Annotated in this window: 11 protein-coding genes; 6 read left to right on the forward strand and 5 right to left on the reverse strand. The window is 70.2% G+C overall.

Annotated features, from left to right (window positions below; genetic code table 11):
• The first annotated feature begins 120 nt into the window (after nucleotides 1-120).
• Together ABZ707_RS00645 and ABZ707_RS00650 are read left to right on the forward strand one after the other, a co-directional pair.
• Nucleotides 121-807: a maleylpyruvate isomerase family mycothiol-dependent enzyme gene (locus ABZ707_RS00645; RefSeq protein WP_360165441.1), complete on the forward strand. Its 687-nt coding sequence runs from the start codon at nucleotides 121-123 to the stop codon at nucleotides 805-807.
• Nucleotides 808-817: 10 nt separating this feature from the next.
• Entirely contained in the window at nucleotides 818-1471 is a 654-nt protein-coding gene (locus ABZ707_RS00650; RefSeq protein ID WP_360165444.1) for an MBL fold metallo-hydrolase, read from the forward strand.
• Between the two features lie 89 nt (nucleotides 1472-1560).
• On the opposite strand, the gene ABZ707_RS00655 is transcribed toward ABZ707_RS00650, so the two are convergent.
• The 5 genes from ABZ707_RS00655 to ABZ707_RS00675 all read right to left on the reverse strand — a co-directional run bounded on the left by ABZ707_RS00655 (nucleotide 1561) and on the right by ABZ707_RS00675 (nucleotide 8938).
• Nucleotides 1561-2556: a TerC/Alx family metal homeostasis membrane protein gene (locus tag ABZ707_RS00655; RefSeq protein ID WP_360165447.1), complete on the reverse strand. Its 996-nt coding sequence runs from the start codon at nucleotides 2554-2556 to the stop codon at nucleotides 1561-1563.
• A 223-nt stretch (nucleotides 2557-2779) separates the two neighbouring features.
• Nucleotides 2780-4738, reverse strand: coding sequence for a TerD family protein (locus tag ABZ707_RS00660; protein ID WP_360165450.1), 1959 nt, complete (start codon nucleotides 4736-4738; stop codon nucleotides 2780-2782).
• A 367-nt stretch (nucleotides 4739-5105) separates the two neighbouring features.
• Nucleotides 5106-5720, reverse strand: coding sequence for a TerD family protein (locus tag ABZ707_RS00665; RefSeq protein WP_360165453.1), 615 nt, complete (start codon nucleotides 5718-5720; stop codon nucleotides 5106-5108).
• A 137-nt stretch (nucleotides 5721-5857) separates the two neighbouring features.
• The gene (uvrB, locus tag ABZ707_RS00670; RefSeq protein ID WP_360165456.1) at nucleotides 5858-7999 is read right to left on the reverse strand and encodes an excinuclease ABC subunit UvrB; all 2142 of its coding nucleotides are present in this window, start codon (nucleotides 7997-7999) and stop codon (nucleotides 5858-5860) included.
• Between the two features lie 51 nt (nucleotides 8000-8050).
• Nucleotides 8051-8938, reverse strand: a complete 888-nt coding sequence (locus ABZ707_RS00675) for an MHYT domain-containing protein (RefSeq protein WP_360165459.1) — start codon at nucleotides 8936-8938, stop codon at nucleotides 8051-8053.
• Between the two features lie 220 nt (nucleotides 8939-9158).
• Here ABZ707_RS00675 and ABZ707_RS00680 point away from each other — a divergent pair, with 220 nt between their 5' ends.
• From ABZ707_RS00680 to ABZ707_RS00695, 4 genes are all read left to right on the forward strand, one after another.
• On the forward strand, nucleotides 9159-9704 hold the full coding sequence (locus ABZ707_RS00680; protein WP_360165462.1) for a methylated-DNA--[protein]-cysteine S-methyltransferase: 546 nt from the start codon (nucleotides 9159-9161) through the stop codon (nucleotides 9702-9704).
• A 495-nt stretch (nucleotides 9705-10199) separates the two neighbouring features.
• Entirely contained in the window at nucleotides 10200-11429 is a 1230-nt protein-coding gene (fdhA, locus tag ABZ707_RS00685) for a formaldehyde dehydrogenase, glutathione-independent (RefSeq protein WP_360165465.1), read from the forward strand.
• Nucleotides 11430-11607: 178 nt separating this feature from the next.
• Nucleotides 11608-12516 carry a pseudouridine-5'-phosphate glycosidase gene (locus ABZ707_RS00690; protein WP_360165468.1) on the forward strand — a complete coding sequence of 303 codons (909 nt, stop codon included), beginning with the start codon at nucleotides 11608-11610 and terminating at the stop codon, nucleotides 12514-12516.
• On the forward strand, nucleotides 12513-13409 hold the full coding sequence (locus tag ABZ707_RS00695) for a PfkB family carbohydrate kinase (protein WP_360165471.1): 897 nt from the start codon (nucleotides 12513-12515) through the stop codon (nucleotides 13407-13409). Before ABZ707_RS00690 ends, ABZ707_RS00695 begins: the two co-directional genes overlap by 4 nt.
• Nucleotide 13410 lies beyond the last annotated feature (1 nt).

A 13410-nucleotide genomic window follows, 5' to 3' on the forward strand; every position in this document is an offset into this window, starting at 1 on the left:
GCCGGGCTTCGGATTGCCTACATGCCAGGATGCCTCTCCCGAGCCTATAGCACGCACATTCGATTTACGGCCGCCGCCAACCGCCTTCACCCGATCGAGTGGCGGCGCTATCGTCTGCGCATGATCGATCATGTGCGCGACCTGGCATCTGTACGTGAAGCGACCGAACGACTCCTCGGCGAAGCCGCCCTTCTGGACAACGCCGGTCTGGCCGCGCCGTCACGGCTCCCGGGCTGGAGCCGTGGTCACGTACTGGCCCATCTCGCCAGAAACGCGGACGCCCTGGTCAATGTTCTCGGCGGCCGGCCGATGTACGAGAGCGACGAGGCACGCGACGCCGACATCGAGCGGGACGCGCCCAGGTCCCTCGCGGTCCAGCTCTCCGATGTACGTAACACCGCCGACCGCTTCCAGCATTCCTCGGCCGAGCCCGCCGACTGGACCCGCGTGGTCGCGCTGCGCAACGGCGTCACGGACCTGGCCGCCCGGGTGCCCTTCCGGCGCTGGGCCGAGGTCGAGCTGCACCATGTCGATCTGGGCCTGGGCCGTGAGCTCGAAGATCTCTCCGACGAGTTCACCGACCGGGAGATCGACTTCCTCGCGGAGCGCTTCTCCGGGAACCCCGCCGTCCCGGCGCTGGCCCTGAGCGCGCCCGACGGGCGCACCTGGCGCACCGGCCGGCCGGAGGGGTCCGCGCTCTCCGTCAGCGGGCCGGCCCCCGATCTGATGGGCTGGCTCGCGGGCCGCCGCGACGGCGCCGCGTTGAAGGCCCCGGACGGCCAACTGCCCGTGCTGCCTCCGCTATAGGCTGAGCCGTATGACGTACAGCGGAGCGGTGAAGGTCGGCGGCCCGGCGGATGTGCACGAGTTGCCGGCTCTGATGATTTCCAAGGTCGCCGTGGGGCCGATGGAGAACAACGCCTATCTGCTGCGCTGCCGGACCACCGGCGAGCAGTTGCTGATCGACGCGGCCCACGACCCCGCGACGCTGCTGACCCTGATCGGTGACGACGGGATCGCGTCCGTCGTCACCACCCATCGCCACCGCGACCACTGGGGGGCTCTCGCCGAAGTCGTGGCGGCCACGGGCGCCCGTACTCTCGCGGGCCGGTACGACACCGAGGGGATCCCCGTCCCCACCGATGTCCCCGTCGAGGACGGGGACACGATCAAGGTCGGCCGGATCGAGCTCACCGCCCTGCGGCTGGTGGGCCACACTCCCGGCTCCATCGTCCTGGTCTACGACGACCCGCACGGCCACCCGCACGCCTTCACGGGTGACTGCCTCTTCCCCGGCGGCCCCGGGAAGACCGGGAACCCCACGGACTTCACCAGCCTGATGGACGGGCTCGAATCGAAGATCTTCGAGCCGCTGCCGGACGAGACCTGGATCTATCCCGGCCACGGAAACGACTCCACCCTCGGTGACGAACGCCCCCACCTGGCGGCCTGGCGCGCCCGCGGCTGGTGAGTCCGGGGGTCCGGTCCCCCGGCCGGATGCGAGTGCGGGGCGAGTGACCACGTCGTCCCTCGCCCCGCACTCGCGTGCGTGGGTCAGGCTTAGATGCTGTCGGCCTTTTCCGCCTTCTCCGCCTCGGCCGCCGCGTCGCGCTCCGCCTGCTTCCTGGAGGCGATCAGGCTGGTGATCGTGGTGACGATCAGGACGCCGCAGATGACCGCCAGCGAGACCGGGATGGAGATCACGGGGACATGGACCCCCGTCTCGTGGAGCGCGTGCAGGACCAGCTTCACTCCGATGAAGCCCAGAATGACCGACAGGCCGTAGCTGAGGTGCACCAGCCTCTTGAGCAGTCCGCCGATGAGGAAGTAGAGCTGCCGCAGCCCCATCAGGGCGAACGCGTTGGCGGTGAAGACGATGTACGGGTCCTGGGTCAGACCGAAGATGGCCGGAATCGAGTCCAGCGCGAACAGCACATCGGTGGTGCCGATGGCGAGCATGACCACCATCAGCGGGGTCAGGATCCGCTTGCCGTTGTTCCGTATGAAGAGCTTGGTGCCGTGGTACCGGTCCGCGACCCCGAAGCGCTGCTCGATGGACTTGAGGAGGCGGTTCTCCTCGAACTCCTCTTCCTCGTCGCCGGAGCGCGCCTCTTGGATGAGCTTCCAGGCGGTGTAGATCAGGAACGCGCCGAAGATGAAGAAGACCCACGAGAAGCTGGCGATGATCGCGGCGCCGGCGGCGATGAACACCGCGCGCAGGACAAGCGCTATCAGCACCCCGATGAGCAGCACCCGCTGCTGGAGATGCGACGGCACCGAGAACTTCGCCATGATCAGGACGAAGACGAAGAGGTTGTCGACACTGAGCGACTTCTCCGTGATGAAGCCCGCGAAGAACTCGCCGGAAGCCTGGCTCGTTCCGAAGACCATCAGGCCGAGCCCGAAGAGCACGGCCAGCGCGATCCAGACGCCCGTCCAGATCCCGGCTTCCTTCATCGACACGTCATGGGGCTTGCGCCCGATGAAGAAGTCGGCCGCGATCAGTGCGGACAGACCAAGAATGGTCAGCGTCCACAGGGTCAAAGAAACGTCCACGTGCGCCTCCGGCGTTGTACGGCAACTGATCAGCGTCGTCGCTGCCGGAGGTCTCCTCCACCCGGGCGGCACTGCCGCTCCCCGGGCCGACGCCCCGGAACCGATGGCGGTCCGTATTGACGGGTACGTCGCGATGTGGGAGTACTCCCCTCCGCTGCAAGAAGAGTACAGGAAAAACCAAGAGAAGGTAAAGAGTTAGGTAAAGGGATGCCAAGTGTGCAGGTCAGCGCCGTCTGGCGCGCCTGGCGGCCACCACCCGTTCCAGCGCCTGAACGAGCACCCTGCTGCCCCGGGGGACCGCGGGCGGCTCATACGTCCAGGCATGGCCGACCCAGGGGTCGGCGAGATGATCGTCCGCGAGGGGGGTGATCCGCAGCAGGGACCGCCAGAGCGGATCCAGCACCGGTCCGTACTCGCTCGTCTGCTCGCGGTCCGCGACCACCAGCAGGTGCACACCCACCGTCGGCCCCTCGTCGGCGAGATAGCGAAGCTGGGTCACCGCGCGGTCGTCGAAACCGTGCGGGAAGTCATGGACGATCAGCAGATGCTCGGCGGCGTCCAGATCCGGCGGAAGGGATCCGGCGGCGCCGCCGCGCACGGCCATCTGCAGCAGGTCCACCCGCCGGGTGAGTCTCGCGAGGACCGCCGACACCCCCGCGGCGCCGGCCGCCGGCGGCTCGGCGAGGACGCCGGTCACCGTCAGCGGAGCCAGCGAGGCGGCCGCGGAACCGGCCGGGTCGATCACATGGACCATGAACTCGCCGGGCGGGTACACGGCGAGGAGACGCCCGGCGACGGAGACCGCGGTGTCCATGGCGAGCCCCTGGAGCTGGGCCTCGTCCATCAGCAGCGCGGCCTCGGAACCGGCCCGGCCGCTGTCCACCCAGAGCCCTCGCTCCAGCGGCAGCCGTACCAGCATCGGTATCCGCAGAGCCGGGTGCTCGGGCAGATGGACATCGCCCAGGCGCAGCGCCATCGGGATCTCCGCTGGGACGCGATGGGCATGCCACACGGGGTTGTCCCAGCGGGCGTAGGCCGCCGGCAGCGCGGGCTCGACGACCTCGGACTCGGCGACGAGCTGATCGAGATCGCGGTCGAGGACCTCGCGGGCCCGGGCGGCGAGGTCGTCGTGTCTGGCGCGGGCCGCCGCACGGGCGGCGTCGGCCGCGCCGCCGACACGGTTGCGCGGGTCGGCGAGAACGCGGTCCAGTTCCTGGTCCATCCGGGACTCGGCGAAGTCCATCGCGCTGCGGTAGGCCGCCACGGAGCGGGCCAGGTCCTCGAACATGCCCCAGACCTGGTTGTAGAGCCGCTCCTCCATGGACCAGCCCGTCGCGTCGCCGGCGACCGGGCGGCGCGGCTGTCCCGGTTCTGCGGGCGGCGCCACCGGAGGCGGTGTGGGCGGGGTGGACGTGCGACGGCCGGGATGCGTGTAGTTGACCGCCCCGTCCTGCTGGGCGGCGGCCGGTTGCGGCACGGCGTCGGGCACGGCGGCCCGGGGCGCGGGGGACGCGGGCTGCTGGGCCTGCACGGACTCCCCGGGGGCCGGGGCCGCGGACGACGGCACGGCGTCGGGCCTGGACCGGGCACTGTCCGGTGCGCCGGACAGCGGCGCCTGGACCGCGCCGGCCAGATGGCGGGCGACCGTCTCCTGGATGCCCTCGGCGACGGCACGGGCCCCCGCGAGTCCCTGGTCGCTCAGCAGCTCGGCGAGCCCGCCCGCGTATCCCTGGCCGACGGCACGGACCTTCCAGGCGCCCTGGCGGCGGTACAGCTCCAGCGCGACGACGGCGGACTCGGCGGCAAGACCGGTGAGGGTGAAACTGGCGACCTCGGTGCCCTCGGGGGAGGTGACGGCGGCGAAGGGCGCGGCCGTGACCCCGAAGCGGTCCGGTCCTCCGGTGCTCTCGGGCAGGGCGAGCAGGATCCGCACCAGGCCCGCCTGCTCGGGCACGGCTCCCAGATCGACATGGAAGCGCAGGTCGGCGGCGGCCTGCCGGGACACCTCGATGCCCGGCAGCGCGGGCGCGCCGGGGTGGGCGAGCCATTCGGTACCGCGCGTGACCCCGTCTGAGTCGCCGAGCGTGGCACAGGCCAGGAGCGGTGTGCCGGCCGCCACCCGGATCTCCAGTCGAGTGTGGGGCAAGGGGTGGTTCTGCCCCCGGACCAGCTCGGCCGTCATCGCCTCTGTCCCCTCGTCAGTGCCGCGTCGTTGTTCAGGTGTCGGTGGTGCGGTTACGCCGGACGTCGTCCGCGATGCCGATGGCGGCGCGGCTCCGGAAGCCGCTCGTACGGTCCGGCCCCCGGGCCGGAGCAACGCGGGCGGCAGCTCACCGTGCTGCGGCGCCGCTCGTGCGGTCCGGCCCGCTTCCGTTCCCGCCTGCCCTTCGGCCCGCCACCGGACGGGCCGGGCCGTTGCGCCGGGACAGCACGGGCGGGGCCCGCGCGCCCGCACGGACCCGTGCGGTGGCCGCGAACCCGGATCCGGGGACCCGTCTCCACGGACCCGGTCCACGGGTCCGGTGGGGGGCGCGGTCCCCGGACGCGTTCTACAGATGCGGAAGGATCGACGGCATCAGGTCCTGGAACGTACGGCCGTTGGCCGGATTCCCGAGGGCCGTCATCTGCCAGCCCGCGCCCGCTCGGTTCACCTTCGCCATGATCTGCGCGGTGTACTGGCCGCCGCCGTCGAGCGTGTAACGGGCGAGCTCCTGGCCGTTGGTCTCGTCGACTATGCGGCAGAAGGCGTTCTGCACCTCCTGGAACGTCTGGCCGGTGAAGGAGTTCACCGTGAAGACGATCTGGTCGATATGGACCGGGACCCGCTGGAGGTCGACAAGGATCGCCTCGTCGTCGCCGCCCTGCCCCGCGCCGCCGACCAGATTGTCTCCGGTGTGCCGCACCGAGCCGTCGTCGCTGACCAGGTGGCGGAAGAAGACCACGTCGACCGGCTGCTTGTCGGCGAACAGCACCGCCGAGGCATCCAGGTCGATCTCGCGGGTGCGGGAGCCGAACAGGCCCCGGCGCGGCGCGGCCTGCCAGCCGAGCCCCATGCGCACCGCGCTCAGGCTGCCGCCGTCCTTCTTCTCCAGGCTGATGGCCTGTCCCTTGGTCAGATTGACCCCAGGGCCCCCGGGCGCACTGCCCTTGGATACGTCCACCATGCGCCGTCCCCTCTCGAATGGTTCCCCCGCTACCGTCCGTATGCGGTTGCGCAGAACCCTACGCAGCCGCCCGGACGGCGCAGGAGACATGGGCCGTTTTTGTGTCGGTCTTGCAACACACCTGGCGCCCGGGGCCGTCAGGCGAGTCCCGCCTCCCTCATTTGCCGCAACTCCTTCTTCAGTTCGCTCACTTCGTCACGCAGGCGCGCGGCCACTTCGAACTGGAGCTCGGCGGCGGCGGCCCTCATCCGGTCGGTCATCTCCTCGATGATCCCGGCCAGCTCGGCGGCGGGACGGTCGGTCAGAACCGCGCCCGAACCGGCCTTGCCCGCCTTGGACTTCGCCGCCTTGGTGGCCTTCGCGCCGAGCGAGGGCACCGGGGTCTTGCCCGGCTTGCCGTCCTTCGCCTGCCGGTATCCCGTGCCCAGCAGCGCCTCGGTGTCGACCTCCTCGCGCGCGATGGTCGCGACAATGTCGTTGATCTTCTTGCGCAGCGGCTGCGGGTCGATACCGCGCTCGGTGTTGTACGCGATCTGCTTCTCCCGGCGGCGGTTCGTCTCCTCGATGGCCTTCTCCATCGCCGGCGTGATCTTGTCCGCGTACATATGGACCTGCCCCGACACGTTTCGCGCGGCACGGCCGATCGTCTGGATCAGAGAGGTGCCGGAGCGCAGGAAGCCTTCCTTGTCGGCGTCGAGGATCGCCACCAGCGAGACCTCGGGAAGGTCGAGGCCCTCGCGCAGCAGGTTGATGCCGACGAGGACGTCGTACTCACCGGCGCGCAGCTCGCGCAGCAGCTCGACACGGCGCAGGGTGTCGACGTCGCTGTGCAGATAGCGCACCTGGATACCCAGCTCCAGGAAGTAGTCGGTGAGGTCCTCGGCCATCTTCTTGGTGAGGGTCGTCACCAGGACCCGCTCGTCCTTCGCGGTGCGCTCGCGGATCTCGTGCACCAGGTCGTCGATCTGGCCCTCCGTGGGCTTGACGACGACCTCCGGGTCGATGAGTCCCGTGGGGCGGATGATCTGCTCCACAAAGCCGTCGGACCGGGAGAGCTCGTAGTTCCCCGGGGTGGCGGAGAGATAGACGGCCTGCCCGACCCGCTGCTGGAACTCCTCCCACTTCAACGGCCGGTTGTCGAGCGCGGACGGCAGCCGGAAGCCGTGGTCGACAAGGGTCCGCTTGCGGGACGCGTCACCCTCGTACATCGCGCCGATCTGCGGCACGGTGACATGCGACTCGTCGATGACCAGCAGGAAGTCCTCGGGGAAGTAGTCGAGGAGGGTGTTGGGCGCGGTGCCGGGAGAACGGTCGTCGAAATGCATCGAGTAGTTCTCGATGCCGGAACAGGACCCGATCTGGCGCATCATCTCGATGTCGTACGTCGTGCGCATGCGCAGCCGCTGTGATTCCAGCAGCTTGCCCTGCTTGTCCAGTTCGGCGAGGCGGGATTCCAGCTCCTTTTCGATGCCGTTGACCGCCTTCTCCATGCGCTCGGGGCCCGCCACATAGTGGCTCGCCGGGAAGATGTAGAGCTCTTCGTCGTCACTGATCACCTCGCCGGTCAGCGGGTGCAGTGTGGACAGCGCCTCGATCTCGTCGCCGAACATCTCGATGCGGACGGCCAGTTCCTCGTAGACCGGGAAGATCTCGATGGTGTCGCCCCGGACACGGAAGGTGCCCCGCGCGAACGCCACGTCGTTGCGCGTGTACTGGATGTCGACGAAACGGCGGAGCAACTGGTCCCGGTCCATCTCGGCGCCCACCTTCAGCGGCACCATCCGGTCCACGTACTCCTGCGGTGTACCGAGGCCGTAGATGCAGGAGACGGAGGCGACCACGATCACGTCGCGCCGGGTGAGGAGGGAGTTGGTCGCGGAGTGGCGCAGCCGCTCGACCTCCTCATTGATGGAGGAGTCCTTCTCGATGTAGGTGTCCGACTGCGGGACGTATGCCTCGGGCTGGTAGTAGTCGTAGTACGAGACGAAGTACTCGACGGCGTTGTTGGGCAGCAGCTCGCGGAACTCGTTCGCGAGCTGGGCGGCGAGGGTCTTGTTCGGCGCCATCACCAGAGTGGGACGCTGGAGCTTCTCGATCATCCAGGCGGTGGTCGCGGACTTTCCCGTGCCGGTGGCACCGAGCAGGACGACATCCTTCTCGCCTGCGCGCACGCGTCGCTCCAGCTCGGCGATGGCCGCCGGCTGGTCACCACTGGGCTGGTAGGAGCTGACGACCTCGAAGGGCGCCACCGTACGTTCGATCTTGGAAACGGGCCGCATGGATCCACCGTACGACCCCGCACTGACAGTCGGGTCCCGAGCGGTGGCGGATCACCGGTCCCGGAGGTCCGGGGAGTCGCGCCACACGGACCGCGCGGCCGTCCGGCCTGCGGGTTCGTGCGAGGACGGCCGGGGCCGCATCCGCTGTGGAGGCACCTCTCCCCCGCACTGACCGGCCACCGCCCGCGCGGGCGGCCCGCCGTCCGGGTCACCGGTGACGATCAGCGGGTCGATCAGGACGACCGCGCCCGCCAGCACCAGGAAGACCGCCGGGCCGACGAGCATCGGAGCGAGCACTTCGACGGCCGGGACACCCTCGGAGGCACCGGGGAGGACATCAGGCCGGACATGGACCGCCGCCATGCCGGTGTAGTGCATACCGGTGGCCGCGACACCCATCATCAGACAGGCGCTCAGGCTCGCCGGAAAACCCTGGTACGAGGTGATCACCCACAGCGCGGTGATCGCCGCCGCGACGGCGATCATGACCGAGAGCGCGACGGTCACGGTGTCGTACTCGATGCGAGCGTGCAGCCGCAGCCCCTCCATGCCGAGGTAGTGCATGGTGGCGATGGAGAGACCGGTGATGGTGCCGCCCGTGACCAGTGCCATCGGGGTCGCACCGCGGTGGCCCACGATGAGGATCCCGACGCCGGTCATGACGATCACCACGGCGAGGCTGGCGAAGGTCGTCGGCCGGTCGTAGCCGACCGGTGTCCCGGAGACGGCGAAACCCATCATCGCGATGAAGTGCATGGTCCAGACGCCGGAGCCGATCGAGGCCGCGCCGAGGGCGAGCAGTCCGGCCTTCCGGGGACGCGCGGTCCGCAGGTACCGTGCCGCGCAGCGCAGACCGAGCGCACCGCCCAGGCAGGCCATGAGAAAGGCCGCCACGGGTGTGACGAGGCCGTAGCTGAATCCGTCGATTGTCCCCTGCATACCTGTATGTCCTTCCCCCCTGGTGCTCCGCGTGCGGAAGCGCCGGTCGGGCGAGGGTAGGACGGCCGGAGCGGCAGGCGAACAGCGCCCCGGGAACCGGGGACGCGGCACGGCGGCGGAGCACGGCCGTGCCGGGCAAGGACCGCGCCGCCAGGGGCGGAGGGGCGGTGCGCGACAAGCCCGGGGCCCGTTGTCAGTGGGGGATCGTACGGTGGTCCGCATGAACAGTCAGGGACAGCCGTCGGTCGAATGGGCCGTCGTCGGGAGCGACATCGGACCGCTGCTGCTGGCCGCCACCGGCCAGGGGCTGGTGAGCGTCGTCTTCCATGCGGACGGGCCGGTGCGCGAGAAGGCGCTCGGGCGGCTGCGGGACCGGCTCGGCGCCACTCCGGTCGAATCCGCGACGGGCCGGCTGGCCGAGCCGATACGCATGCTGTCCGCGTACTTCGCCGGCGGACTGCGGGAATTTCGCCTGCCGCTCGACTGGTCGCTCTCCTCGGGGTTCAACCGGCAGGTGCTGCGCGAGCTGGCGGCGGGCGTCTCGTACGGCACCGTGGTGGGGTACGGCGATCTGGCCGAAAGAGTGGGGCAGCCCCGGGCCGCCCAGGCGGTGGGTGTGGCGATGGGCTCCAATCCGCTGCCGGTGGTCGTCCCGTGCCACCGGGTGGTGGAGAGCGGCGGAGGGCTCGGCGGATTCGGTGGCGGGCTGGAGACCAAGCGCCGGCTGCTCGCCCTGGAGGGGGTTCTCCCGGAGCCGTTGTTCTGAGTGAAGCGAACCCGCGCGGTGTCGTCGCCACGGTCCCGGATCTCACCGTGGCCCCGGCCGGAGACCGGAGAACGCCGAAACACCGGAAAACGCCGGAAAACACCGGAGACACCGGAGACACCGGAGACACCGGAAAGGCTGTCGCGGTCCCGGCCAGACGCGGGCCGACCGGGAAAACGTGAAGTTATATGTCACGCATCTGCATACCTTTCGGTAATTTGCACATTTCTATAGCCACTTGTCCGTTATGCACGGCGGGCTTAAGCTGATCAACGGAGCACCACCGCGCGTACAACCCGGCGGACACCGTGCACGGACCCAGGGCGTCCGGCACCCGCTGACCGGCCGTCCCGGGTACCCGCAAGCTTCCTCGGCCGGCCCGCCCGCTCGGTAGCAGACTCCACGACGTGATCGCCTCGTCACGGGACGCCCCGATCACGCGCACAGGCCGAGTCATCCGCTGGACGTGTAGAGCCGAAGGGACGGCGAGTCAGCATGAGTGGAGGAAACAAGGCAGTCACGTACATCAAGCCGGGAGAGGTGAACGTCACCAATATCGACTTCCCGACGCTTGAACTCCGCGACGGGCCGGGCGTGGCACCCGCGAACGTCGGCCGTAAGTGCCGGCACGGGGTCATCCTCAAGGTATTGGCGAGCAACATCTGCGGCAGCGACCAGCACATGGTACGAGGCCGCACCACCGCCCCCGAGGGCCTGGTCCTCGGGCACGAGATCACCGGTGAGGTGGTCGAGCGCGGCCCCGACGTGGAGTTCATCCAGGTCGGGGACATCGTGTCGGTACCTTTCAACATTGCCTGCGGCCGCTGCCGCAACTGCAAGGAACGGCAGACGGGCATCTGTCTGAACGTCAATCCGGGACGGCCCGGCGCGGCCTACGGCTATGTCGACATGGGCGGCTGGGTCGGCGGTCAGGCGGAGTACGTCATGGCGCCGTACGCGGACTTCAATCTGCTCCGGTTCCCCGACCGGGACGCGGCGCTCGAAAAGCTCCTCGACCTGACGATGCTGTCGGACATCTTCCCGACCGGCTATCACGGGGCGGTGACCGCCGGTACGGGTGTCGGCTCCACGGTGTACGTCGCGGGCGCCGGCCCGGTCGGTCTGGCCGCGGCCTGCTCGGCGCAACTGCTCGGCGCGTCTGTCGTCATCGTCGGCGACCTCAACGCCAAACGGCTCGCCCAGGCACGCAGCTTCGGCTGTGAGACCGTCGACCTCACCAAGGGCTCGGCCGAGGAGCAGATCGACCAGATCCTGGGTGAGCCGGAGGTGGACGCGGCGGTCGACGCGGTCGGCTTCGAGGCACGCGCCGGCGGCAAGGACTCCGAGGAGGCCCCGGCGACGGTCCTCAACTCCCTGATGAGCGTCGTCAGGGCGGGCGGCGCGCTCGGTATCCCGGGGCTGTACGTCACGGACGACCCGGGCGGTGTCGACTCGGACGCGAAGACGGGGACGCTGAAGGTACGGCTGGGACTGGGCTGGGCGAAGAGCCACACGTTCAGCACGGGTCAGTGCCCGGTGATGAAGTACCACCGGGGCCTCGCGATGGCGATCCTGAAGGACCGGGTCCATATCGCGAAGGCGGTCAACGCCACGGTGATCCCCCTGGACGACGCGCCGCGCGGTTACGCGGAGTTCGACAAGGGGGCGAGCCGGAAGTACGTGCTCAATCCGCACGGCGTGCTGGACGGACTCAAGCCCGTCTGAGGCGGCCGCGACCCTCTCGGAAGCCACGTGCGTGTCCCTGCCAGGACCACTCGCGCGGACGTTTCGCCGACCGGCGCTCCCTGCTGGCCGGCGATTCCGTGCCCGGTGGCTGACCTGACGAGAGTGCCGTCCACTGCCGAACGTTTGCGCGGGCTCCGGGCGTGCCATGGATGGGGACATGCCAGACACCACAACGCATCTGTCCGCCGAGGTACGGGAGGCGCTCGCCGAACGCCGTCCCGTGGTCGCCCTGGAGTCGACGATCATCGCGCACGGGCTGCCACGCCCCCGCAATCTGGCGGTCGCGCAGGAGCTGGAGGCGCTCGTACGGTCCGGCGGAGCCGTCCCCGCCACCGTGGCCGTACTGGACGGCCGGCCCCATGCGGGCCTGGCCAGGCACCAGTTGGAGCGGATCGCCGAAGACGACTCCGTGCGGAAGCTGGGCCATCGCGATCTGGCACCGGCGCTCGCGGCGGGTGCGAGCGGCGCGACGACCGTGTCCGCCACGGCGTTCCTGGCCGCGCGCGCCGGGATCCGGGTTTTCGCGACGGGTGGCCTGGGCGGGGTGCACCGCGGCTGGACGGAGACCCAGGACGAGTCGGCCGATCTGCGGCTGCTGGCCCGGACCCGGATCACGGTCGTCTGCGCGGGCGTCAAATCGATCCTGGACGTACCCGCGACACTTCAGCGGCTGGAGACACTGGGGGTCGGTGTCCTCGGCTACGGGACGGAACGTTTCCCCGGCTTCTATCTGGCCTCCTCCGGCGAGCCGGTGGACTGGACGGTCAGCACGCCCGAGGAAGTGGCGGCGGTGATGGACGCCCAGGAGACCCTCGGCGGTGCGGAGGCGGCGCTCATCGTCGCCAACCCCGTCCCGGAGGCGGAACAGCTTGATCCGGTGCTGCACGACCAGGTGCTCGCCGAGGCGCTGGCCGCATGCGAGGCACGAGGCGTCACCGGTCAGGCCGTCACCCCGTTTCTGCTGGATCATCTGATGCGGCGGACCGGCGGCGCGTCGCTGGAGGCCAATCTCGCGGCGGTCCGCGGCAATGTCCGGCTCGCGGCTCGGATCGCGGCGGCCCTGTGACCTCCGGCGGAGCGCTTCTGGTGGTCGGGGACGTCGTCACCGACGTGGTCGCGCGCTACCGGACGCCGCTCGCGCACGGCACGGACACGGCCGCCGAGATCCGTACGCTGCCGGGCGGCGCCGGAGCCAACGCGGCCTGCTGGGCCGTCCGCACCGGCTGTCCGGACGTTCGTCTGCTGGCGCGCGTGGGAGCGGACGCGCGTGACTGGCACGAGGAACGGCTGCGGCAGGCCGGGGTACGCACGCGTCTTGTCGTCGACGACCGGGTGCCGACCGCCACGGTGATCTGTCTGGTCGACGCGTCCGCCGAGCGCACTCTCCTCACCGACAGCGGCGCGGCCCTGTGTCTCTCCCCGGCGGACTGGTCGCCGGCCCTGCTGGACGGAGTCGGCAGGCTCCATCTCTCGGGCTATCTCTTCTTCGCCGACGCGAGCCGCCGGCTGGCGGTCGCCGCCCTGGGGTCGGCGCGGGAACGCGGTGTTCCGGTGAGCGTGGACCCCGCCTCTGCGGGGTTCATCAAGGAGCTGGGTACGGAGCGGTTCCTGGCGGCGGTCGAGGACGTGGAGACGCTGCTGCCCAACGCCGACGAGGCCAGGATCCTCACCGGTCTGACGGACCCGGCGCACGCCGCCGCCGAGCTGAGCCGACGGGTGCCGGTGGTCGTGGTGACCCTGGGCGCGGAGGGCGCTCTGGTGGCGGAGGCCAGCACCGTCAGCGCGCGGGTCCCGCCCGTCCCGGCGAGGGCGGTGGACACGACGGGGGCCGGGGACGCCTTCACCGGCGCCTTTCTCGCGGCCCGGCTGGCGGGGGCGGACCCGGCGGCCGCCGCGGCGGAGGGCTGCCGGGCGGGGGCGCACGCGGTGACGGTGCCGGGCGGGCGGCCGGCACCGTAAC

This window comes from Streptomyces sp. NPDC006923, assembly GCF_040635655.1.
Lineage (GTDB): Bacteria > Actinomycetota > Actinomycetes > Streptomycetales > Streptomycetaceae > Streptomyces.

Excerpts from the sequence above, each read along its gene's own strand:
- ABZ707_RS00645 (WP_360165441.1), top strand. The coding sequence starts at position 121 with ATGATCGATCATGTGCGCGACCTGGCATCTGTACGTGAAGCGACCGAA.
- ABZ707_RS00650 (WP_360165444.1), top strand. The coding sequence starts at position 818 with ATGACGTACAGCGGAGCGGTGAAGGTCGGCGGCCCGGCGGATGTGCAC.
- ABZ707_RS00660 (WP_360165450.1), bottom strand. The coding sequence starts at position 4,738 with ATGACGGCCGAGCTGGTCCGGGGGCAGAACCACCCCTTGCCCCACACT.
- ABZ707_RS00665 (WP_360165453.1), bottom strand. The coding sequence starts at position 5,720 with ATGGTGGACGTATCCAAGGGCAGTGCGCCCGGGGGCCCTGGGGTCAAT.
- uvrB (WP_360165456.1), bottom strand. The coding sequence starts at position 7,999 with ATGCGGCCCGTTTCCAAGATCGAACGTACGGTGGCGCCCTTCGAGGTC.
- ABZ707_RS00675 (WP_360165459.1), bottom strand. The coding sequence starts at position 8,938 with ATGCAGGGGACAATCGACGGATTCAGCTACGGCCTCGTCACACCCGTG.
- ABZ707_RS00680 (WP_360165462.1), top strand. The coding sequence starts at position 9,159 with ATGAACAGTCAGGGACAGCCGTCGGTCGAATGGGCCGTCGTCGGGAGC.
- fdhA (WP_360165465.1), top strand. The coding sequence starts at position 10,200 with ATGAGTGGAGGAAACAAGGCAGTCACGTACATCAAGCCGGGAGAGGTG.
- ABZ707_RS00690 (WP_360165468.1), top strand. The coding sequence starts at position 11,608 with ATGCCAGACACCACAACGCATCTGTCCGCCGAGGTACGGGAGGCGCTC.